This is a genomic window from Halopelagius inordinatus (assembly GCF_900113245.1).
GTDB classification, from domain to species: domain Archaea; phylum Halobacteriota; class Halobacteria; order Halobacteriales; family Haloferacaceae; genus Halopelagius; species Halopelagius inordinatus.
In genome coordinates this window covers 840,671-860,927 of record NZ_FOOQ01000001.1, presented here as the reverse complement: position 1 = coordinate 860,927, position 20,257 = coordinate 840,671, and the positions used below count along the sequence as shown (strand labels likewise).

Genomic DNA, 20,257 nt, shown 5'->3' with positions numbered 1-20,257 from the left:
TTTTCGTCGCGCGACCCAACTCGGTATCGTATGACCGACGAAGCCACAGCGCTGTTTGTCGTGAGCGAAGAGGGATACTGGGCCGAAGAGTGCATCGAGCCGTTGACGACGCTCTCGGATGCGGGCGTCGATATCACCGTCGCGACTCCCTCGGGGTCGAAGCCGGTGGTCGACGAACGCTCGACGGACCCCGAAAACGTGGGCGAGGAGACGGCAGAACACGTCACGGAGGTCATCGAAAGCGACGACCGCCTCGCGAACCCCGAACCGATAGCCACCGTCGATGCAGACGAGTACGACGCGGTCGTGTTCCCCGGCGGTCACGGCACCGCGTGGGACGTAAATCAGGACCGCCACGCGCGACAGGCCCTGCTGACCGCCGTCGCTGGCGACGAGGGGAAAGCGCTCGTCGTCTGTCACGCCGTCGGTATCCTCGCTTTCACCCGCGAAGCAGACGGGAGCGCCCTCGTCGAGGGGCGCGAGGTGACCGGCTTCCCGAACGAGTGGGAGGAGGGAATCGTCGACGAGAACGACCGGATGCCGAACGGTCGGAAACTCCCGTACTGGGTCGAAGACGAAGTGAAAGCGGTCGGCGGCGAGTGGGACGCCGAACTCGACGAAGACGAGAGCGTCACCGTCGACGGCGACTTGGTGACCGCCCGCGGTCCGGAGTCGTCCGCCGCGGCCGCCCGTGCGATTCTGGAGGAACTCGAACTCGAACTGCCCGCCGAGTGAGAGGCGCTATCGTTTTCCGGTAGTCGCGAAATCGAGACGGTGTGAAGCTGTCGGACCTCTCGCTTCGGTCGGGGACGAACTACACCGCCGACGAACTCCGGTCGGCGTTCGACCGGGGGATGACCGGCCGGGGAATCGAAATCTGTTACGACGAGGACGAGCAACGGTATCTCAGGCTGTACTCGGCCGACACCGGTCCGTACGCGGACGACGTCTCCGGCGGACAGTTCACGTACATCGGCGAGGGGCAGACGGGCGACCAGCGACTCAAAGCGGGAAACAGATATCTCGCGAACGCCGAAACCGTTCCGCTCCCGATTTTCTTCTTTCACCGGCGTTCCGACGGCGACGACTGGGAGTACCAAGGGCAAGTCGACGTCCTCTCGCACGAGTACGGCTACTTCGACGGCGACGAACGGAAGGTGTACCAGTTCGTCCTCCAACGGCGCGGCGAGTCCGAAGAGCGAGTCGATCCGACGGAGGCGACGCCGGATATCGATACCCCGGAGCGAACGCAGACGACTCGGAGTCGAATCGTCCGCAACACCGCGTTGGTCACAGACCTCAAAGAGGCGTACTCCGCTACGTGTCAAGTCTGCGGCGAGAGACGCCGGCGAAAAGTGGATTCGGGGTACGCCGAGGGACACCACCTCAAACCGCTCGGCCGCCCGCACGACGGCCCGGACGTCGAGGGAAACGTGCTCGTGCTCTGTCCGAACCACCACGCCGACTTCGACTACGGACTGCTATCTGTCGACCCCGACTCGCACGTGGTCGCACACGCGTACGATTCGTCGGTCGACGGGCGGACGCTCCACGTGAGAGACGACCACGAGGTCGAATCTGAGTTTCTCGCCTACCACAACCGCGAGATAGCGGAGTTTTGACTCACTGTATCACGAACACCGGTTCCTCGATTCGTTCGCTCCGACACTCAGGACACCGCGAGGGGTAGTTCACCAGGTCGTCGAACCCCGAGAACCCGCACTCGCGACACTCCGGCGGTGCGACGAGGAACTGGTCGTCCGTGGCGTCTGCATCGACGGAGCGAGCGACGTGTTCGAGGTGGTCGTAGGCCGCCGCGCGCGGGATTCCGATCGCTTCCGAGAGGTCAGTCGCGGTGTGTGGTTCCGACCGAAGGGCGTCTGCTATCTTCGTTCTCGTCGTCTCGTCGCCGTCCGACTCGGACATGCGTCCCGGTTGGTCCCCGACGAACGTATGCCTTCCCCGTCTCCCTTCCTCACCGAAGCCGAACGGCCGACGTCTTTCGATTGCAGATGGTAAGTATCAACAAATATGAGAAAAGAACTTGATAGCGGCGTTAGACTAAGAGAGCATGAAAGCCGTGGTTCTTGCCGGCGGGTACGCGACGCGACTGTGGCCCATCACGAAACACCGGCCGAAGATGTTTCTCCCGGTGGGCGAAGGGACGGTTATCGATATCATCTTCGACGATCTGGAGGACGACGACCGTATCTCTGAGGTGTTCGTCAGCACGAACGAGCGATTCGAGGAATCGTTCGAGGAGTATCTCGCGGAGACGTCCTACGAGAAGCCGACGCTCTCCGTCGAGGAGACGGTCGAAGAAGACGAGAAGTTCGGCGTCGTCGGCGCACTCGAACAGTTGATCGACCGCGAGAACGTCGACGACGATCTCGTCGTCATCGCGGGCGACAACCTCCTGTCGTTCGACATCGGCGAGTTCGTCGACTTCTTCGAGTCGAAGGGGACGCCCACGCTCGCGGCGTACGACGTCGGGTCGAAAGAGCGCGCAAAATCGTACGGGTTGGTCGAACTCGACGGCGAACGCGTCGTCAACTTCGAGGAGAAACCCGACGACCCCAACAGCACCCTCGTCTCTATCGCCTGCTACGCGTTCCCGAGAGAGACGCTCCCGAAGTTCGACGACTACCTCACCGGGGGCAACAACCCCGACGAACCGGGCTGGTTCCTCCAGTGGCTTCAACAGAGAGGCGACGTCCACGCCTTTACCTTCGACGGCGCGTGGTTCGACATCGGAACCGCAGAGAGCTATCTCGATGCGGTGTCGTGGTATCTCGACGGCGAGAACTTCGTCCACGACTCCGCGACGGTCGAAAACTCGGACCTCGGAGAGAACGTCCACGTGATGGCCGGGTCGACCATCGAGAACTCCTCGCTCGACCGAACGGTGGTCTTCCGAGACTCCGTCATCCGCGACGCGGACATCCGAAACACCATCGTCGACGAGGACACACACATCGACAATCTCGACCTGTCGAACGCCCTCATCGGCGCGCACTCGCATCTCCAAACGTGAGGCGGTAGCCGAAGAACCGTCGGTCTCGGCTCGCTTGCGACCGCCTCGACGCTCTTTTCGACTGAGAAAGTAGACGCGCCCTACCCGAGGAACGCGTCGGTTATCTCGACGTAGCCGCGAGTCCCCTCCCACACCGTCTCGTACTCCAGTTCGACCGGCCGGGACATGTGCGGTCCGTCGGTGACGAACGTCTCGAACTCCCCGCCCTCCCCGAGGACGTGGACGCCGTACTCCTCGTGGAGTTCCGTCAGTTCGTCCAACGCCGCGGCGTCGAGCGTTCGTCCCACCCACGACTCGTCGAGTCCGTCCGCGGCGACCTGCAGAATCGTTATCTCGAACCCGGCGTCGAGCATCGCCTCGCCGAGTTCTCGGGGGTCCTCCTGCCAGAGGGGCGCAAAGAGGTCGATTCCGAGACGGTCGCACATCCCCCGTATCCGACTCGTCTGGTACTCGCTCTCTATGGCCCCGGCGGTGATGCCCGCGAGTTCGAGTTCCGCTCGAAGTTCTTCGAGGGCCGCTTCGAGGGGTTCGAGTTCGGCGTCGCCCTGCGCGGTGGCGTCGTCGGCGTTGGGCGCGTCGAAGTCCTCGGGGTACACCTCGACGTGTTCGATGCCGACGCTCTCGGCGGCCAACGACGTGAGGTGGGTCGCCGGGACGTGGTACATAAAGGAATCTTCGCTCGGATGGACGGTGAGCAGTCTCGTCACGTTCAATCCCTCTTCGAGTGCCCGGTAGAGCGCCCACGCGGAGTCCTTGCCGCCCGAGAACAGACTCACCCAGTCGCCGGATGCGGTCATTGGTGGCGGTACGTCGGAGGGGTACTAACCCCCTGTGGTTCGCGCGGTGACGGCGGCGTCGCTATCGAAGCGTGAGACCGAAGAGAGAAACGAGAGTGTCAGAGGTGGGTCGCAGAGAGCGCGTTTCGGGCCGAACTTACATGTAACCGAGATCGCGCAGACGCTCCATCAGGTCCTCTTTGTCCTGGGCGCGGCCCGCGCGTTCGGTCGTGTTCTCCATGTCCTGCAACCACGCCGGTTCGTCCGTGGTCTTGTCCGTGGAGACTTCGCTGCCGAGAGAGCGGAACCCGGCGAAGTACTTCGGCGAGACGGGGATGTCGTCCTGCGTGAGGCCGTTCGGGAGGTCCTCCGCGGACTCGGGAACGTAGCCGTCCTCGGGGAAGCCTTCGACGGTGTCGGGGACGACGAAGTTCCAGAACGTCTCCCAGACCGCCGACTCGTCGAACTGGAGTATGGGTTGAATGCGGTCGTGCGGCGGGTAGATCTCCGGGTCGTGACGCGGCGAGAAGAACGTCTCGTCGGCGCGCGCTTCCTGTTCGTCCCACCGGACGCCGGAGATGACGCCGTCGACGTCGTACTCTTCGAGGGCGTCGTTCAGCGCAACCGTCTTCAGGAGGTGGTTGCCGACGTACGTGTCCAGAAGGAACGGGAAGGTGTCTTCCTCGTACTCGAGCAGGTTACGGATGTGGTGTTGGTTGTGCTCCGAGAGTTCGTCCACCGGGATGTCGTCGCCGGGTTCGAGGTCGTTCTCCTCGACGTAGGACCCGACGTCCTCGTTGCGCGCGTAGATGACTTCGAGGTCCCACTCGTCGGCCCACTTGTCGACGAAGTCGTGAATCTCGTCGAAGTGCTGGTAGTGGTCGATGAACACCGCGGGCGGCACGTCGTAGCCGTGTTTCTCGGCGACCTCTTTGATGAAGTACAGACAGAGCGTCGAGTCCTTGCCGCCGGTCCACATCACGACGGGGTTCTCGTACTGTTCGAGACCCTTCTTCGTGACTTCGATAGCCTTCTCTATCTTGTCGTTGATAGACGGATAGTCTTCGGGTGATTCGCCTTCACCGTCCGCGTAGTCGACGTCGAGGTAGTCGGGGAAGCCTTCTGCCATCGTGTAATGAGATATAATTACCAGCGTAAAGTGTCTTTTGACCTCCGCAAACCGTGAGAACGGACGCCAACGAGTCGGAACGGGCGACAGTCGCCTGTCGAAGAGAGAACGCAGAAAAACGGAGAGTTCAGCCGCTCAGCGCGCGGAGTGGCGGTCGAACGAGAGGCGTATATTCGGTGCGTCGCGGGACGGTGCGCGACAGAGGCTCCGACCTTACGAGATGAACTTGTTGTCTCGCCAGTTGACGCCGCCGCCGCCCTGGCCGTTCTGGCTCGGGTTCTCGACGACTTCGATGGATGCGGGTCGCTTCTCGCCCTCGACGATGCGCGTCGCGTCCAGGTCGCCGTCGATTTCGGTGATGGCGGTGAGCGTCCCCTTCTCTGCGATGAGCGCTATCTCTCGGAGGACGAGGAACATCGGGTACTGCAGGGCGGTGTTCTGGAGGACCGTCTCACGGTCGCCCTTGAAGCAGGCGAACTCGACGAGTTCCGACGGAATCTCCTCTTCTTCCTCTTCGCCCCATCGGGGACCTCCGGCGCGCGGCGGTTCCTCCTCGTAGACGCGGTTTTCGGTGACACTCGCTTTCAGTTGCGCCGTCGGCGTGTACTTGCTCAGGTTGTCGTCCGCGGCGACGGCTTTGAGTATGAGCGTGTTGTTACGCCGGGTTACCTCGACGTTCTCGATTTCCGGCGGGAGGTCGGGAGAGCTGTCGAAGTATTCCTCGACGTCTTCGAGAGGCAGTTCTAGTGTCGAATGGAGTCGATATACGCGGCCTGACATTGTTGGATGAGTTCTGTGGTTCGGAGCGCTATCGGCGCGACGTCGATACCTGCGTGAAACTACGGGATGCGGGCATATAGGGGCTACTCTTTGGTTCGCGTCTCGAAGCGTGACACGAAGTCGGACTCTCAGTTTTCGGATAACTTATGCGTTCAGCGTCGCTTCGAGTTCGCCGCGTTCGTCGAGTTCTTCGAGGATGTCGCTGCCGCCGACGAACTCGCCTTCGACGTACGTCTGCGGAATCGTCTCCCAGTCGCTCCGGGCCGAAAGCGCCTCTCGGTAGCCGTCGAGAGCGGGGAGAACGTCCACCGTCTCGAACTCCTCTACGTGCTGAGAGATGAGTTCGAGCGCCTTCGCGGAGTAGCCGCACTGGGGCATGAGGCGGTTACCCTTCATGAAAAGCACCACGTCGTTGTTCGCTATGGTCTCGTCGACGCGCGCTTGCACGTCTTCGTTCGACATCTCGCTTCCGGGCTCGAAGGTCATACCCTACCGTAGGCGACGGCGGGTGAAAGGAGTTGCGTCGGCCGAAAAATCCGTTATTCGCGTCCGACCCGGACCACGTCGATGAGCGAGTACACCGGAACGTCGTCCACGTAATCGATACCCTGCTTGTCGACGACGACGACGCACGCCACGGGGCGGCCGCCCTCCTCGCGGATGGCGTCTATGGTCTCGCGGAGCGTCGTCCCCGACGTGACGGTGTCGTCTACGACGTAACACTCGCGGTCGCGAATCTGCGAGAAGTTCCGCGAGAACGACCCTCCGAGGTCCTCTATGTCGCCTTCCTCCCACTGGTGTTTCGCGGGCGCGTACGTCCCGAGGTCGGTGTCGAGTTCCTGTGCGACGATGGTCGCGAGGGGCGCGCCCGCTTTCTCGATACCGACGGTGAGGTCGACCTCGTCGCCGTCGCCCGTGAGGAGGTCTGCCATCGCCCGCGCGACGTGGGTCATCCGCGCCGAGTCGCGCCCGATGGCGCTCCAATCGACGTGGATGTCGTGCGGACCGCTCGTCTCCGCCTTCTCTTCTGTCTCCTGTTCGGGGCTCGAAACGCCGCTTCGCTCGACGAGCCAGCTCGCCGTCTCCCGGGAGACGTTCAGTTCGTCGGCGATTTCGCCCTTCGACAGCCCCCGGTCTGCGAGCTCCGCCGCGCTCGCGATGAGGTCGTCAACGTTCTTCATGTTCGCTGAATTGGACGGCGGTTTTTATAGTGGTGTCGTCGTCGACGAACGCCGCCTCGAAGTCGTCGAGTCCGTGGATACCGGTGACGAGCGAATCGACGAACCACGGCGGGAGGTCAGCAAGCGTCTCCGCGGCCGCTTGGAAGTGCTTTACGTGCGAGTTGACGCTCCCGACGAGCGCCTTGTTGTGCAAGACGAGTTCCCTGTGGAGGGACCCGCCGTCTATCTCGAACTCCCACGGCCCGGGGACGCCGAGCAGTGCGGCGACGCCGTTCGGCGCGAGCGCCTCGATGCTCTCGAAGGCGTGTTTGGCGTAGCCCGTCGCCTCGTAGACGAAGTCCATCGGTTCGTGGACGTCGGCCACGTCCGCGACCGGCGTCTTCCGGGAGTTGACGTACGTCGCACCCAACTCCTCGATTATCTCGATGGTCGGGTCGGGCCGTTCGCGTCGCCCCAGACAGTACAGTCGGTCGAAGTCCTCGCGGAGGAGCGCCACCGTGAGCAGGCCGAGGCTGCCGTTGCCCAACACGATGGTCGATTCGGGCTCCCACGTGAAGCTCGAACGGGAGGCGTACGCGAGTTCGACGGCCTTCTCGGATATCGAGAGCGGTTCGACGAGGAAACCGAGCGACGCGAGCGCCTCCGGAACCTCGACGAGGTACTCCTCGGGACTCGTGAAGTACTCCGCCATGAACCCGTGCGCGCCGACGATGCCGCGTTCGTGGTACTCGCCGGACGGAGCCATGTCGGGTTCGCCGCGTTCGAAGTAGTCGTTTTCGCCGTTCGGCGCCCGTCGAACCGTCGGAACGACGACGTCGCCGCGTTCGAACGCCGTCCCGTTCGGCTCTTCGACGACGCCGACGGCTTCGTGACCCAACACGAGGTGGTCCGCCCCCTCCGGGTAGTCGCCGTGTCCCCCCGCGATTACCTCGTGGTCCGTCCCGTCCACGCCGACGCGAAGCGTCCGGACGAGTGCCTCGCCCGCCTCGGGCGACGGCCGCGGTTTCTCCACGAGCGACGGTTTTTGCTCCCCCTGTTTGACTGCGATAGCTTTCATATACGTCCCTTACTCCCTACCCCACCAAAAGATTTATTCTATTTCGAGTAAACACTATCGCACGGTGAGTAGCCCGCGTCACCTCAGCCCTGGCGCGTCTCGGACGCGGACGCCGTCCAGCCCACCCGCGTCTCCGCTCACCGCACCCGTGCCACGTTTCGGTCACCGTCCTGTCGGTGGCTGACTCTCTCTACTTTCGTTCTCTACCGCACTCGGCCTCCGAGTCGCGTCCGTCCCGAATTCTCCGGCGCGCGTCCGTCCCGGCGTATCCGCAAAAGAGACGTGCGACCCGAGAGCGGACTCGACGCCGTCTTCGGCGCTACTCGTCCGCGGGTTCGTCGAGTTCGTCCACGAGTTCGTCGCCCAGTCCGACGTACGTCGCGGGCGAGAGGGCGCGCAGTTCCTCGCGGACGGACTCTGAGACGTTCAACTCGTCGAACAGGTCGCGGAAGTCGCCGATGGTCACGTCGCGACCCCGCGTGAGGTCCTTGACGCGTTCGTACGCCTCGGTGTCGCCCTCCCGTCTGAGGATAGTCTGGACCGCTTCACCGACGAGTTCGGGGTGGGAGTCGAGTTCTTCGCGCATCACCCGTTCGTTCGGAACGACCTTTCGGAGACCCGTCGCCGCCTTCCCGTACCCGACGAGACAGTGTGCGAACGCCGCGCCGATGTTCCGCTTTACCGTCGAGTCAGAGAGGTCCCGTTGGAGTCGGGAGTTGGTCACGTAGTCCGCGAGGAAGGTGAGGTCGGAGTTGGCCTTCGAGAGGTTTCCCTCGCTGTTCTCGAAGTCGATGGGGTTGACTTTGTGCGGCATCGTCGAAGAGCCCGTCTCGCCGGCCTCGGTCTCCTGTCCGAGATAGCGGTCCGAGACGTAGAGCCACACGTCGAGGTCCAAATCGAGGAGGACGTTGTTGACGCCGCGGAGGGCGTCGAACAGGGCCGCCACGTCGTCGCAGGGGTTCACCTGCGTCGAGAGCGCGGTGTGTTCGAGGCCGAGTCCCGTGACGAACTCCCGCGAGAACGCCCGCCAGTCCACGTCCGGGTAGGCGGCGACGTGCGCGGCGTACGTCCCGGACGCGCCCGCGAGTTTGCCGGAGAGAGTCGCCGCCGCCTCGCGGACGCGGCCGAGTTGCCGCCCGAGTCGGGCGGCGTAGACTGCCATCTCCTTGCCGAACGTCGTGGGCGTCGCGGGTTGTCCGTGCGTGCGCGCGAGCATCGGCGTGTCGCGGTGCTCCCGCGCGAGTTCGACGAGTTCGTCGCGAACCTCCGTCGCGGCGGGGACAAGAACGTCCTCCGCGGCCGGTTTCGCCAGCAAGCGGTGCGCGAGGTTGTTCACGTCCTCGCTCGTGAGGCCGAAGTGAATCCACGGGTGGACGCGTTCGGGCGTCTCCGTCCGGAGGAAGTACTCGACGGCTTTCACGTCGTGGTTCGTCGCGGCGTACCCCGCCGCGCCCTCCGTCTCCAGTCGCTTCACGAGGCGGGCGTCGTCGGCGTCGAACTCCTCGTACAGAGACCGAAGCGTCGCGCGTTCGTCCGAAGAGAGCGACAACGGCGTGGCATCTAGCTCCGAGAGGGCGAGCAGATATTCGGCTTCGACTCTGACGCGCGCCCTGACGAGTGCGGCTTCGCTCGCGTACGGGACGAGCGGTTCTGTCCGGCCCGCGTAGCGACCGTCGAGGGGTGAGACTGCCGAGAGAGGGTCCGCCCGGGGAAGGTCGTCCATGCGCGAGGATGCCGCCGGACCGACCTAAAGCGTGTCGATGGATGTCTCCACTACCGTGTATAAATTCGCGCGCCGAACGCCACATTATCGTTGAATGTATGCACGAACGAGGATAGACGTCCCCCGCAGACCGTAACTGTTTTTCTCTCGGCGGGTAGGGGTACCACCATGACCAAGATTGCGGGCCTCGCGAGCAACCGCGGACGGAACCTCCTGCACATCGACGAACGCGCCCCCGGTGACGCGGAACTGGCCGTCGTCCTCTCGAACGAGGAGGGCGCGCCCGTCGTCGGCGCCGCGTCCGAACGCGGTATCCCGACGGAAGTGGTCGAACGCGAGGACGACGAGTCCCGAGAGTCCCACGAGAAGCGAATCCTCGGACGTCTGGCGGGGTACGACTTCGACCTGGTCTGTCTCGACGGCTACATGCGCGTGCTCACGGCCGAGTTCCTCGACAACGCGCCGACGACGCTCAACGTCCACCCATCGCTTCTCCCCTCCTTTCCCGGGATGGACGCTCACGAACAGGTCCTCGACGCGGGCGTCCGCACGACGGGATGTACGGTCCACGTCGTCACCGAAGCGGTGGACGCCGGACCCATCGTCACCCAAGAGGCCGTCCCGGTCTACGGCGACGACGACGAGGAGTCGCTGAAGCGCCGCGTCCTCCACGAGGGCGAGTTCGTCGCCTACCCCCGCGCGGTTCGGTGGTTCGCAGAGGGGAAAGCAGAAGTCACCGACGACGGCGTCGTCGTGGAAGGCGACGACGGCGGCGACTTCCCCGAACGCCGCGTCGTCTCGAACGACCGCGTCTCGGAACTGCGCTACGGCGAGAACCCGCACCAAGACGCCGCCGTCTACGCCGACGACGCCTGCGAGGAGGCGAGCGTCGTCCGCGCCGAACAGCGTAACGAGGGCGCGAAGGCCCTGTCGTACAACAACTACAACGACGCCGACGGCGCGTTGAACCTGATAAAGGAGTTCGACGAACCCGCCGCGGCGGTGATAAAGCACACGAACCCCGCCGGATGCGCGACCGCCGACACCCTCTCCGACGCCTACGAACGCGCCCTCGCGACGGACCCGATGAGCGCGTTCGGCGGCATCGTCGCTCTCAACCGCGCGTGCGACGCGGAGACGGCAGAACAGATCGTCGACTCGTTCAAGGAAGTCGTCGTCGCGCCCGGATACACCGACGCGGCCCTCGACGTTCTGACCGAAAAGGAGAACCTCCGCGTTCTCGACGTCGGGAGACTCCGTCTCCCGGGCAGTCGGACGGAGTCCGACGACGTAGGCGAACTCGGCGAGCGAACCGACCGACTCACGGAGAAACCCCTCGTCGGCGGGCGACTCGTCCAAGAACGGGACCTGTGGGCACCGACCGCAGAGGACGTGGACGTCGTCACGGAGACGGAACCGACGGCGGAGCAACTGGAGTCGATGCTCTTCGCGTGGAAGGTGCTGAAACACGTCAAATCCAACGGCATCCTGTTTGCCTCCGGAACCGAAACCGTCGGCGTCGGCATGGGACAGGTATCTCGCGTGGACGCCGTCCGCCTCGCCGCGATGAAAGCCGAGGAACACGCCGAAGGGAAGAGTGCGGACGGTGCCGTGATGGCCTCGGACGCGTTCTTCCCGTTCCCGGACGGCATCGAGGAGGCCGCAGACGCCGGTATCGAGGCCGTCATCCAACCCGGCGGCTCCGTCAACGACGAGGACGTCATCGACGCCTGCGACGAACGAGACATCGCGATGGTGTTCACCGGGCGGCGGAGTTTCCGCCACGACTGACCGGGACGCAAACGGTTTCTTTCCGCCCCGGCGAAGCGACGGTTATGCTCCTCATCGCTCTCCCCGCCGGACTCGTCGTCGGCGCCGTCGCCGCCGCCGCCGTTTACGCGGACGCGACTCGCCGCGGACTCTCGACTGTGACGCGCCTCTCGTGGGCCGGCGGGGCGGCACTCGTCAGTCTCGTCGGCTTTCTCGTCCCCGCGCTGTTCTCGGACGCGTTCTACCGCGCGTACTTCGTCGGCGTCAAAGCGAGCGCCGTCGCCGTCTCGCCGCACGAGGCACTCGCCGTCTCCCTCGCGTTCGGCGTCGTGGTCAGCGTCCTGTTCGTCCTCCTGTACGGGTTCGGAAGTCGGTACGGCCCGGTGGCCGGCGAGTGACCCGAGCGCGGCCGGTCAGATGTTCACCACGAGAACCGGGCGGTTCGTGCTCTGGACGACGCGTTCGGTGACGCTGCCGAGGCTTTCGAGTTTGTCGCGCCCGGTTCTTCCGTGGGTTCCCATCACCACCAAGTCGACGTCGTGTTCGTCGGCGTAATCGAGGATGCAGCGGTACGGAACGCCCTTTCGGACGGCCGTCGTCACCGCCACGTCGGCGTCGCGTGCGGCCTCCGCCACGTCCTCGACGGCCGCTATCGCCCTGTCGTGAAGCGAGTTCTCGATGGCGTCTCGCTGTTCGTCGCCCGCCGCCAAGCGGACGCGTTGGTCCACCACGGAGAGCGCGTGGACGGTAGCCCCCCGCGCTTGGGCGATGTCGAGTGCGTGTTCGAGTGCGGCGGCGGTGCCGTCGCTTCCGTCCGTCGGGACGAGTATTCGTTCGTACATACCTCTCTCTTCGACGCGAGCGTTCTTCAAGCGGGACGGTGGTTCTCGGCGGATGACGACGACCCGTCGTCGCCGGAGAGCGAGAGAATCTGCTGCGTAGACTGTAGTGATTAAATTATCGACATATTTGTCGCAATTCTTGAAATAGAACTACCGCATTCGCGCCGAAACAATTAGCTCGGGTATGTCAGACAACCAGAGAGATTCCGAGAGAGACGGCACCGTGAGCAAAGCCCGGCGCCGGTTCTTGAAGCTGGCCGGAGTGACGGGTGCGGTCGTCGGTTCGACAGGGACGGTCAGCGCAGATCAGGTACTCGGGAAACTCGACGGCGACGGCGCGGCGCAGGTCGAAATCGAGGACCTCGAAGGCCAACTGCCGATAGACGACGAGTATCTCCGGATATCCGTGTTAGCGACCGCGAAAGCGGCGCAACTCCAGCAGAACTACTTCGGAGAGATAGGCGAAGCCGAGGAGAAAGACCCCCAGAACCTCCTCACGAACGTGGACACGACGGCGGAAGAACTGATAATCGAGACGATTCGAGAGGAACTCGGTGACGACTTCGAGGCGGACAACCACGCGATATACGGCGAGGAGACGGGCGGGAACCTGGAGGGTGATTTCGATTACCTCTGGATCGTCGACCCCCTCGACGGCACGACGAACTTCGTGAAGGGCATCCCCCACTTCGCCGTCAACCTCGCCGTGGCGACCCTCGAAGACGGCGAACTCGACGAACTGCACTCGGGCGTGACGTACTACTCCCTGCGAGACGAGGTGTGGGTGGCCGTCCGAGACGAGGGGGCGTACAAGTTCGACAGCGACGGCTACGACCTCGTGGCCGAAGATTCGGAGCCGACCGAACTATCGGTCACGGAGACGGAGACCATCGGCGACTCGTTCAACAGCGTCGGAATCTACCTCAAGGAGACGGCGGACGACTTCGACTACCTCGGACTCTTCCGGTATCTCGTCGGATACTCCCAGGGGACGCGACAACTCGGCGCGGCCGCGCCGGACACCGCCTTCGTCGCCGACGGCACGTTCGACACGGCGTCGATGAAGGACCTGAAACCGGTGGACGTCGCACCCGGGGTGTTGCTCGTCCGCGAGGCGGGCGGGAGAGTGACCGACTTCGAGGGGAGCGAGAACCTCGGGGACGTCCTCGAGGGGAGCATCGTCGCCACGAACGGCGAACTGCACGACGACTTCTTCGACCTCTTGAATCGGTCCGGAAAAGACTGGCTCACGCGACCCATCGACACGTTAGGCCCCGACTCCGAGTGACGACCTCGGCGGGCGCGGACCGACGAACAGAGAGGCGACGAGAGGGCACCGTTGGCCCGCGCGGACGACGGTCCGACAGTCCTAAGCGCGGGCCGCCTCTCCTCGGAGGTATATGGAGTACCACGAGGCGGTCAACTTCCTCTTCGACCTCCGCCGGTTTCAGGTGAAGCCCGGCACTGCGTCGGTTCGGTCGCTCCTCGCCGAGTTCGGCGACCCGCAGGACGACGTTTCGTTCGTGCAGATCGCCGGGTCGAACGGAAAGGGAAGCACCGCCCGGATGGCCGAGTCGGTCCTCCGCGAGTCGGGTCTCACCGTCGGTCTCTACACGTCGCCGCATTTCGAGGACGTTCGCGAGCGAATCCGAGTGGACGGCCGGAAGATTCCGGAGTCCGCGCTCTCGCGGTTCGTCGCCGAGGCGAAACCGTGGCTGATCGAACGCGCCGCGTCCGGCGAACCGCTGACGTTCTTCGAGGTGATGACGGCGATGGCCGTCTGGCGATTCGCCGACGCCGACGTGGACGTGGCCGTCCTCGAAGTCGGCATGGGCGGGGAACTCGACGCGACGAGCGTCGTCGACCCCGTCGCCAGCGCGGTCACGAACGTGACGCTCGAACACACCGCCGTCCTCGGCGACACCGTCGAGGAGATTGCAGCGCAGAAAGTCGCCGTCGCTCCCGACGACAGACCCCTCGTCACCGGCGCGACGGGCGACGCCCTCGCGACGATTCGCGACCGGACGGACGACCCGATAACCGTCGGCGAGACGGGCGCGGAGACGGACTCCGAACCCGACGTGACCGTCCGGTACGACGGGCGGGTGAACCACCAAGAGTCCGCCGTCGCCGTCGACGGGCCGTCGTGGTCCGTCGAAGCCGCGATTCCGCTTTTGGGCGCGTACCAGGCGACGAACGCGGGAATCGCCTGCGTCGTCGCCGAACAGGCCGCCGACGAAGTGGGCGGAGATATCGACGCGAGGACGCTCGAACGCGGCCTGCGGAGGGCGAACTGGCCGGGGCGGTTCGAGGTGATGGAACGAGAACCGCACGTCGTCTTAGACGGCGCGCACAACCCCGGTGCCTGCGAGGAACTGGCGTCCGTCGTCGGGGAGTTCGACTTCGAGAACCTCCATCTCGTCTTCGGCGCGATGCACGACAAAGACCACCGCGAGATGGCGGCCGCGCTTCCGCGCCCCGACTCTCTCGTGACGTGCAGACCGAACAACCCCCGCTCGGAGGACCCCGAGACGCTGGCTCGGGTGTTCGAGAACACCGGCGTCGAGGACGTCACCGTCGGCGACGCCGTCTCCACCGCGGTTCGGACGGCCCGCGAACGGGCCGGCCCGAGAGACTGCGTCCTCGTCGTCGGCTCTCTCTTTCTCGTCGCGGAGGCCCGAACCGCCTGGACGCGGACGGTGGTCGAAAAGCGCGTCCGGACGCTCTCGGACGCCGACGACCTCCTCGCGGGGGCGAACGTCGCGGCGGGCGACGCCGACCGAACCCGCGAGGAGGCCGTCCACCGCGTCTTCCGGACGACCGCACAGAGAAGACAGGCCCGCCGTCTCCGCGAGGAGATGCTCGCCGTCGGCGGCGACTGCGCCGTCTCGGGGCACCGAGGCGAGGGCGAACTCGTCGACGTGGTCGTGACGGGGACGCACGCGCAGTTCGAGCGCCTGCGGGAGAACCTCCGAGACGCAGCGGAGTTCGCGCTCTCGGAGTTCGGCGCGGATATCGGAGGCCGACTCGACGCGTCGCCGCCGGACAGAGAGTATCCGTGGACGGACGGAACCGCGGTCATGGGCATTCTGAACGTCACGCCCGACAGTTTCCACGACGGCGGCGAGTTCCGCGACAGAGACGACGCCGTCGAACGGGCCGAGGCGATGGTGGAGGCGGGCGTCGATATCATCGACATCGGCGGCGAGTCCACGCGTCCCGGTGCGGACGTGGTGCCCGTCGAAGAGGAGATAGCGCGCATCGTCCCGGTCATATCGGACCTCGCGGAGATGGACGCTCTCGTCTCCGTGGACACGCGGAAGGCGGACGTCGCCCGCGCGGCACTCGACGCCGGGGCCGACATCCTCAACGACGTGACCGGGCTCGAAGACCCGGAGATGCGGTTTCTCGCCGCCGAACGCGACGTTCCGGTCATCCTGATGCACAGCATCGACGCCCCCGTCGTCCCCGGGAAGGACGTGGCGTACGACGACGTGGTCGCGGACGTGATAGACGAACTCGGCGAGCGAATCCTGCTGGCCGAACAGGCGGGCGTCCCCCGCGAGAACGTCATCGTAGACCCCGGCCTCGGGTTCGGAAAGACCGCAGTCGAGGAGTTCGAGTTGCTCGACCGACTCGGCGAGTTCGAATCGCTCGGCTGCCCCCTCCTCGTGGGACACTCTCACAAGTCGATGTTCGAACTCGTCGGCGAGGACGCGGGCGACAACCTCGAAGCCACCGTCGCCGCCACGGCCATCGCCGCGGACCGCGGGGCCGACATCGTCCGCGTCCACGACGTCCGCGAGAACGTCGCGGCGGTGAACGTCGCCGAGGCGACGCGGGACCCGAGTCGGTTCGCGGACCGAGACGACTGACCTCTGTCGAGACTCCGCCCCCGCCCCCGCCGGTCGTGCGCGCCGCCGACCGGCGAACCGTTTTCTCCCCGACGCTCGTACCTGCCCGCGTGTGCACCCTGACGATCGCGTGGCGCGCGTTCGACGAGGCTCCCGTCGTCGTGGCGGCGAACCGCGACGAGGCGTTGGACCGGCCGTCGGAACCGCCCGGCGTCGTCTCGGGCGACCCGGCGTTCGTCGCGCCGCGGGATTCCGAGGCCGGTGGGACGTGGATCGGATACAACGAGACCGGTCTGTTCGTCGGCATCACGAACCGCTGGGTTCCGGTCGACGGCGGCGGCGAACGCTCCCGCGGGCGACTCGTCCGCGACGCTCTCCGGTGCGCGTCGGCGGCGGCGGCCAAATCGTTGGTCGAAGATGCAGTCACACAAGCCGTCTACGACGGGTTCAACCTCGTCGTCGCGGATTCGGAGGCCGCGTACCTGTTCGAGTGGGACGGCGAACTCCGGACGACGGCGTTCGACCCGGGCGTCCACGTCGTCGTCAACGTCGGCGCAGACGGCAACTTCTTCGAACCGCCCGAGAGACCGGGCGTCGGACGCGCACAGGCGGAGAACGCGACGGCCGTCAGGTCGGCGCTGGTCTCCAACCCCGAAGCGTCCGCGAGCGAGTGGCGCGAACGCGCCGCCGCGGTCCTCGGTGACCACGAGTACGGCGTCTGCGTCCACGACCCGGAGGGTCGCTTCGGAACCGTCTCGTCGTCTCTCGTCACCCTCTTTGCGGACGGGAGCGCGGAGTACGAGTTCGCCCCCGGCCCGCCCTGCGAGACGGCGTACCGACGGGTCGAAAGTCAAGTTTAAACCCGTCGCGGGCGACTGTCGGAGCATGAGCGCAGGCGAGGCCGAAGCAGACCTCTCGGAGGACGAACTCGCGGGCTTGGAACTCATCCGCGAGAGCGGAGGCATCCACCAGAGCGACTTCTGGAAGGAACTCGACATCTCCTCTCGAAAGGGGAGTCGCGTCGCCGAGCGTCTCGCGTCGCTCGGCCTCATCAAACGCGAAGACACGGTGTACAACGGACACAACACCTACTACCTCGAACCCGCCGCGAAGGACCTGCAGTTCTCGCTTCTCATGGCCGGCGACATGCTCTCTCCGTTCATCGGCGAAGAGGAGGTCAACGCGAACAGCAACGCCTTCTCGCAGTGGTTGATGAACCTCGCGTACGAAGAGTACTGACTCCGCCGTCCGTCGCCGCTTTTCGACTCCGATTCGGTCTTCGATTCCGGACGCAGACGACTAGCGGCCGGTGTCGAAAGCGGACGCTGGCGGTCGCCGGTCGGCTATCCGAAACGGTGCAGACGAGAGGAGAATAGTCGAGTGTGAGCGATGGTGCCGCGGGGACGGTCGGACCCGAGGCGTTCGTTACTCGTCTTCGGCGTCGGCGTCGGCGTCGTCCTCGTCGGTCGGTTCGAGGTCGTTGTCTTCGATGTACGACGCTATCTCGTTGTTCGTCAGTTCGACGTACTCCTCCGTCTCCGCGGAGACGGTGGCGACGTCGACGCCCTCTGCGTCGAGTTGGTCGTCGTTCGTCGAGGCGATGGCCCGGAGTGCGAGTCCGAGACCCTCCTCTAAGCTCAGGTCCTCGGAGTAGTTCTCTTCGAGATGCTCTTGGAGGTCACCGCGGTCCGCGCCGATGGAGACGGCCTTCCACTCGTAGGGGGTCCCCGAGGGGTCCGTCTCGTAGAGGCGCGGCGTTCCGCTTTCGACGCCGCCGATGAGGAGGGCGACGCCGAAGGGGCGCGCGCCGCCGACCTGCGTGTACTGTTGGATGTGGTCCGTGACGTTCTTCGTCAGCGTCTCGATGCCGATGGGTTCGCCGTACCGCAGTCGGTTCACCTGCGCCTGACGGCGGGCGAAGTCGATGAGTTGGCGGGCGTCGGCGACGTGGCCCGCGGAGGCCAGACCGATATGGGTGTCCGCTTTGTGTAGTTTCTCGACGCTCGTCGGTTCCATGAGCGGAGAGCGAGAGCGCTTGTCCGCGGCGAGAACGACGCCGTCCGGCGTTCGGACGCCGACGCTCGCCGTGCCTCGCTTCACCGCCTCCCGCGCGTATTCGACCTGATAGAGGCGGCCATCAGGCGAGAAAATCGTTATCCCGCGGTCGTATGCCTGCTGTTGGGCTTGTCCCTGCATATAGTATCACTCGAAATCGAGTTTCGTCGCGCCCGTGAACCCGTCCGAACCTCGCACGTCGACCCGCGAGTCGCGGACGACGGCGGGACGGGATTCGTTCTCGAACGCGACGTTTCTCTGTTCACAACCTCCGGTCCGGCCGTTCAAATAACTTTCCTCACAGGCACGCACTGTGCCCGAAATCCCGCGGATTCGGAGGCCGACCGGGTCGCCGCCGACGCGACTCACGCAGGCGACTGCGGCGCGGGCGCGGTCGGTTCGGCCTCGGTGTGCGCGGACCATCGTCTCGCCCTCGCCGTCTTCGAGGCGAAACGAGAGGACGGTCAGGTCGGCGTCTGCGCTCCCCGCGTCGCCGTAGAGGTTCTGTGCGGCGTACCACAGGTCGCGTTGGAAGTCGCCGCGGTCGAAGTCGGCGTCGGGCCACGTCTCGATACCGACCGCGAGATACCGCCACCGCGGGCGGATGTGTTTCGGGAGGTGCTTCATCTACTTCTCGTCCGACTCGCCGGTCGGATCGACTCGTTCGCCCGCCGTTCCGAACCGTTCGGCGACCAACACGCCCACCTGTTCGTGGACTCGTTCGACGGCGGTGAGGACGAACCCCTCGTCGGTCAACGCGTCCACGAGGACGCCGACCGTCGCCGGGTCGTCCACCTCGGGACTGTAGAACGGTTCCTCGGGGTCGGGTGTCCCGAAGAACATCACGTCGCCGAGGACGAACCTATCGGGGTTCAGGTCGGCGACGACGCCGATGGCCTCGCGTTTCTCCTCGTCGGAGAGGTGGTGCATCGCGAAGTTCGAGGTGACGATATCGACGCGAGCATCGCGAGCGTCGGCTCGGGGCGTCTTCGACGACCCGGTGTCCGCGGGGCCGTCGTAGTTCGGGTCGCGGAACCGCCCCTCGCCGAACTCGACGTTCTCTATCCCGGCGTCTCCGGCCTTCGCTCGCGCCTCTTCGAGCATCCCCTCGCTGATGTCGCGTCCGACGACCCGTTTCGCGTTCGGCGCGAGGGCGAGAGCGATAGCGCCCGTCCCCGTCCCGAGGTCCAACACCACGTCGTCGGGCGTCGGTGCGGCGTGTTCGACCACGAGGTTCGCGCAGGCGAGATACTCCTCGGAGTCCTGTGCGTCGTCGTACTCGGCGGCCGCCTCGGAGAATCGGTCGGCGTGTTCCTCAATCGTCTTCTTCATGTCCGTCACGTTCGACGCCGGGGGCTATGAACGACTCGGACATCCGTCGGCGGTTCCGCGCGGCGATATCGCCCCACGCCGCGAGTCCCTCGCGTACGAACTCGCCGTCGAGGCCGATTTCCTCGCCGACGGCCGCCAGTTCGCGCGGCGACCGCACGTGGAGATGCGACTCCGCGCCGACGCTGACGACGTGGGGCGCGTCGTAGTGGTCGAGGAGTCGCGAGAGTTTCCGGAGTTTCCGCAGGTGTCGGACCCGCGTTCCGCCGGTCCGCCGCAGGACGGGGCCGAAGTTCGCCTCTATCGCGACGCCGTTGTCGCGGGCGGCCTTCGCCAGGACGTGATTGACGTCGCCGTCGCCGTCGAACGGGCGGGCGAGAACGTCCACGCGCGCCTGTTCGACCGCAAAGCGGTTGAGTTCGTTCGTCCCGCCGCGGACGACGACGACGGTGTGGTCCGGGCGGAAGTTGCCGACCGAACCGCTCGCGTTTCTCGGGTGCGGCGCGACCACCTCCGCGGCGTCTACGAGGTCCACGGACACCTCCTCTCGAAGCGTCTCGTACTCCGGGCTCGCGTCCACGGCGCGGACGACGAGTCCGTCGAACCCGTGCGTCGCCGCCGTGGCCGCGAACCGAGACACCGTCGCGTCGCCGTCGGGGTGCGCGTAGACCGCCTCGTACATGTGCGTTCAGAGACCGAGGCGCGGTTTCGTCGTTACGGTTTCGCG

22 protein-coding genes are annotated in these 20,257 nt (G+C 65.4%); 9 read left to right on the top strand and 13 right to left on the bottom strand.

Annotated elements, in window-relative coordinates; translation table 11 throughout:
* Positions 1-30 precede the first annotated feature (30 nt).
* Complete coding sequence (locus BM167_RS04570) at positions 31-735, top strand: type 1 glutamine amidotransferase domain-containing protein (RefSeq protein WP_092889383.1); 705 nt, start codon at positions 31-33, stop codon at positions 733-735.
* Positions 736-776: 41 nt separating this feature from the next.
* Positions 777-1,622, top strand: a complete 846-nt coding sequence (locus tag BM167_RS04565) for an HNH endonuclease (RefSeq protein ID WP_092889380.1) — start codon at positions 777-779, stop codon at positions 1,620-1,622.
* A gap of 1 nt (position 1,623) precedes the next feature.
* Here BM167_RS04565 and BM167_RS04560 read toward each other — a convergent pair whose 3' ends face one another.
* The gene (locus tag BM167_RS04560; protein ID WP_092889377.1) at positions 1,624-1,926 is read right to left on the bottom strand and encodes a transcriptional regulator; all 303 of its coding nucleotides are present in this window, start codon (positions 1,924-1,926) and stop codon (positions 1,624-1,626) included.
* A gap of 145 nt (positions 1,927-2,071) precedes the next feature.
* On the opposite strand from BM167_RS04560, the gene BM167_RS04555 reads away from it, so the two are divergent.
* A complete protein-coding gene (locus BM167_RS04555) occupies positions 2,072-3,034 on the top strand; it encodes a nucleotidyltransferase family protein (protein WP_092889374.1) in 963 nt (320 codons plus the stop codon).
* Positions 3,035-3,114: 80 nt separating this feature from the next.
* Here BM167_RS04555 and BM167_RS04550 read toward each other — a convergent pair whose 3' ends face one another.
* The 7 genes from BM167_RS04550 to purB all read right to left on the bottom strand — a co-directional run bounded on the left by BM167_RS04550 (position 3,115) and on the right by purB (position 9,680).
* Positions 3,115-3,831, bottom strand: a complete 717-nt coding sequence (locus BM167_RS04550) for a diphthine--ammonia ligase (RefSeq protein WP_092889371.1) — start codon at positions 3,829-3,831, stop codon at positions 3,115-3,117.
* A 136-nt stretch (positions 3,832-3,967) separates the two neighbouring features.
* A complete protein-coding gene (locus tag BM167_RS04545) occupies positions 3,968-4,939 on the bottom strand; it encodes a phosphoadenosine phosphosulfate reductase family protein (RefSeq protein ID WP_092889367.1) in 972 nt (323 codons plus the stop codon).
* 213 nt (positions 4,940-5,152) lie between these two features.
* Positions 5,153-5,719, bottom strand: coding sequence for a DUF7110 family protein (locus BM167_RS04540; RefSeq protein ID WP_092889364.1), 567 nt, complete (start codon positions 5,717-5,719; stop codon positions 5,153-5,155).
* Positions 5,720-5,863: 144 nt separating this feature from the next.
* Positions 5,864-6,205: a glutaredoxin family protein gene (locus tag BM167_RS04535; RefSeq protein WP_092889360.1), complete on the bottom strand. Its 342-nt coding sequence runs from the start codon at positions 6,203-6,205 to the stop codon at positions 5,864-5,866.
* A gap of 53 nt (positions 6,206-6,258) precedes the next feature.
* The gene (gene gfcR, locus BM167_RS04530) at positions 6,259-6,900 is read right to left on the bottom strand and encodes a transcriptional regulator GfcR (protein WP_092889356.1); all 642 of its coding nucleotides are present in this window, start codon (positions 6,898-6,900) and stop codon (positions 6,259-6,261) included.
* Positions 6,887-7,957, bottom strand: a complete 1,071-nt coding sequence (locus tag BM167_RS04525; RefSeq protein ID WP_092889353.1) for a glucose 1-dehydrogenase — start codon at positions 7,955-7,957, stop codon at positions 6,887-6,889. Before BM167_RS04525 ends, gfcR begins: the two co-directional genes overlap by 14 nt.
* 319 nt (positions 7,958-8,276) lie before the next feature.
* Positions 8,277-9,680, bottom strand: coding sequence for an adenylosuccinate lyase (gene purB / locus BM167_RS04520; RefSeq protein WP_092889350.1), 1,404 nt, complete (start codon positions 9,678-9,680; stop codon positions 8,277-8,279).
* Between the two features lie 168 nt (positions 9,681-9,848).
* On the opposite strand from purB, the gene purH reads away from it, so the two are divergent.
* A complete protein-coding gene (gene purH, locus BM167_RS04515; protein WP_092889347.1) occupies positions 9,849-11,471 on the top strand; it encodes a bifunctional phosphoribosylaminoimidazolecarboxamide formyltransferase/IMP cyclohydrolase in 1,623 nt (540 codons plus the stop codon).
* A gap of 44 nt (positions 11,472-11,515) precedes the next feature.
* Positions 11,516-11,848 carry a hypothetical protein gene (locus tag BM167_RS04510; RefSeq protein ID WP_092889344.1) on the top strand — a complete coding sequence of 111 codons (333 nt, stop codon included), beginning with the start codon at positions 11,516-11,518 and terminating at the stop codon, positions 11,846-11,848.
* A gap of 15 nt (positions 11,849-11,863) precedes the next feature.
* Here the strand turns inward: BM167_RS04510 and BM167_RS04505 are convergent, their stop codons facing one another.
* Positions 11,864-12,292 (bottom strand): universal stress protein, encoded by a 429-nt coding sequence (locus tag BM167_RS04505; protein WP_092889341.1) that lies wholly within the window; start codon positions 12,290-12,292, stop codon positions 11,864-11,866.
* Between the two features lie 184 nt (positions 12,293-12,476).
* Here BM167_RS04505 and BM167_RS04500 point away from each other — a divergent pair, with 184 nt between their 5' ends.
* The 4 genes from BM167_RS04500 to BM167_RS04485 all read left to right on the top strand — a co-directional run bounded on the left by BM167_RS04500 (position 12,477) and on the right by BM167_RS04485 (position 17,385).
* A complete protein-coding gene (locus BM167_RS04500) occupies positions 12,477-13,580 on the top strand; it encodes an inositol monophosphatase family protein (protein WP_092889338.1) in 1,104 nt (367 codons plus the stop codon).
* A 112-nt stretch (positions 13,581-13,692) separates the two neighbouring features.
* A complete protein-coding gene (gene folP, locus BM167_RS04495) occupies positions 13,693-16,167 on the top strand; it encodes a dihydropteroate synthase (protein WP_092889335.1) in 2,475 nt (824 codons plus the stop codon).
* 89 nt (positions 16,168-16,256) lie between these two features.
* Complete coding sequence (locus BM167_RS04490) at positions 16,257-17,006, top strand: NRDE family protein (protein WP_092889332.1); 750 nt, start codon at positions 16,257-16,259, stop codon at positions 17,004-17,006.
* A 25-nt stretch (positions 17,007-17,031) separates the two neighbouring features.
* Complete coding sequence (locus tag BM167_RS04485; protein ID WP_092889329.1) at positions 17,032-17,385, top strand: helix-turn-helix transcriptional regulator; 354 nt, start codon at positions 17,032-17,034, stop codon at positions 17,383-17,385.
* Between the two features lie 186 nt (positions 17,386-17,571).
* Here BM167_RS04485 and psmA read toward each other — a convergent pair whose 3' ends face one another.
* Genes psmA through BM167_RS04465 form a run of 4 tightly spaced genes read right to left on the bottom strand, consistent with a single transcriptional unit; the run spans position 17,572 to position 20,212 of the window.
* Entirely contained in the window at positions 17,572-18,342 is a 771-nt protein-coding gene (psmA, locus tag BM167_RS04480; RefSeq protein ID WP_092889326.1) for an archaeal proteasome endopeptidase complex subunit alpha, read from the bottom strand.
* A 6-nt stretch (positions 18,343-18,348) separates the two neighbouring features.
* Positions 18,349-18,828 carry an Rpp14/Pop5 family protein gene (locus BM167_RS04475; protein ID WP_092889323.1) on the bottom strand — a complete coding sequence of 160 codons (480 nt, stop codon included), beginning with the start codon at positions 18,826-18,828 and terminating at the stop codon, positions 18,349-18,351.
* On the bottom strand, positions 18,829-19,533 hold the full coding sequence (locus BM167_RS04470; RefSeq protein WP_092889320.1) for a class I SAM-dependent methyltransferase: 705 nt from the start codon (positions 19,531-19,533) through the stop codon (positions 18,829-18,831).
* A complete protein-coding gene (locus tag BM167_RS04465) occupies positions 19,517-20,212 on the bottom strand; it encodes an RNase P subunit p30 family protein (RefSeq protein WP_092889317.1) in 696 nt (231 codons plus the stop codon). Before BM167_RS04465 ends, BM167_RS04470 begins: the two co-directional genes overlap by 17 nt.
* Between the last annotated feature and the right edge of the window lie 45 nt (positions 20,213-20,257).

What these genes read in the sequence shown, in the direction of transcription:
- BM167_RS04570 (WP_092889383.1), top strand. Translation starts at nt 31, where the DNA reads ATGACCGACGAAGCCACAGCGCTGTTTGTCGTGAGCGAAGAGGGATAC.
- BM167_RS04560 (WP_092889377.1), bottom strand. Translation starts at nt 1,926, where the DNA reads ATGTCCGAGTCGGACGGCGACGAGACGACGAGAACGAAGATAGCAGAC.
- BM167_RS04555 (WP_092889374.1), top strand. Translation starts at nt 2,072, where the DNA reads ATGAAAGCCGTGGTTCTTGCCGGCGGGTACGCGACGCGACTGTGGCCC.
- BM167_RS04550 (WP_092889371.1), bottom strand. Translation starts at nt 3,831, where the DNA reads ATGACCGCATCCGGCGACTGGGTGAGTCTGTTCTCGGGCGGCAAGGAC.
- BM167_RS04545 (WP_092889367.1), bottom strand. Translation starts at nt 4,939, where the DNA reads ATGGCAGAAGGCTTCCCCGACTACCTCGACGTCGACTACGCGGACGGT.
- BM167_RS04540 (WP_092889364.1), bottom strand. Translation starts at nt 5,719, where the DNA reads ATGTCAGGCCGCGTATATCGACTCCATTCGACACTAGAACTGCCTCTC.
- BM167_RS04535 (WP_092889360.1), bottom strand. Translation starts at nt 6,205, where the DNA reads ATGACCTTCGAGCCCGGAAGCGAGATGTCGAACGAAGACGTGCAAGCG.
- gfcR (WP_092889356.1), bottom strand. Translation starts at nt 6,900, where the DNA reads ATGAAGAACGTTGACGACCTCATCGCGAGCGCGGCGGAGCTCGCAGAC.
- BM167_RS04525 (WP_092889353.1), bottom strand. Translation starts at nt 7,957, where the DNA reads ATGAAAGCTATCGCAGTCAAACAGGGGGAGCAAAAACCGTCGCTCGTG.
- purB (WP_092889350.1), bottom strand. Translation starts at nt 9,680, where the DNA reads ATGGACGACCTTCCCCGGGCGGACCCTCTCTCGGCAGTCTCACCCCTC.
- purH (WP_092889347.1), top strand. Translation starts at nt 9,849, where the DNA reads ATGACCAAGATTGCGGGCCTCGCGAGCAACCGCGGACGGAACCTCCTG.
- BM167_RS04510 (WP_092889344.1), top strand. Translation starts at nt 11,516, where the DNA reads ATGCTCCTCATCGCTCTCCCCGCCGGACTCGTCGTCGGCGCCGTCGCC.
- BM167_RS04505 (WP_092889341.1), bottom strand. Translation starts at nt 12,292, where the DNA reads ATGTACGAACGAATACTCGTCCCGACGGACGGAAGCGACGGCACCGCC.
- BM167_RS04500 (WP_092889338.1), top strand. Translation starts at nt 12,477, where the DNA reads ATGTCAGACAACCAGAGAGATTCCGAGAGAGACGGCACCGTGAGCAAA.
- folP (WP_092889335.1), top strand. Translation starts at nt 13,693, where the DNA reads ATGGAGTACCACGAGGCGGTCAACTTCCTCTTCGACCTCCGCCGGTTT.
- BM167_RS04485 (WP_092889329.1), top strand. Translation starts at nt 17,032, where the DNA reads ATGAGCGCAGGCGAGGCCGAAGCAGACCTCTCGGAGGACGAACTCGCG.
- psmA (WP_092889326.1), bottom strand. Translation starts at nt 18,342, where the DNA reads ATGCAGGGACAAGCCCAACAGCAGGCATACGACCGCGGGATAACGATT.
- BM167_RS04475 (WP_092889323.1), bottom strand. Translation starts at nt 18,828, where the DNA reads ATGAAGCACCTCCCGAAACACATCCGCCCGCGGTGGCGGTATCTCGCG.
- BM167_RS04470 (WP_092889320.1), bottom strand. Translation starts at nt 19,533, where the DNA reads ATGAAGAAGACGATTGAGGAACACGCCGACCGATTCTCCGAGGCGGCC.
- BM167_RS04465 (WP_092889317.1), bottom strand. Translation starts at nt 20,212, where the DNA reads ATGTACGAGGCGGTCTACGCGCACCCCGACGGCGACGCGACGGTGTCT.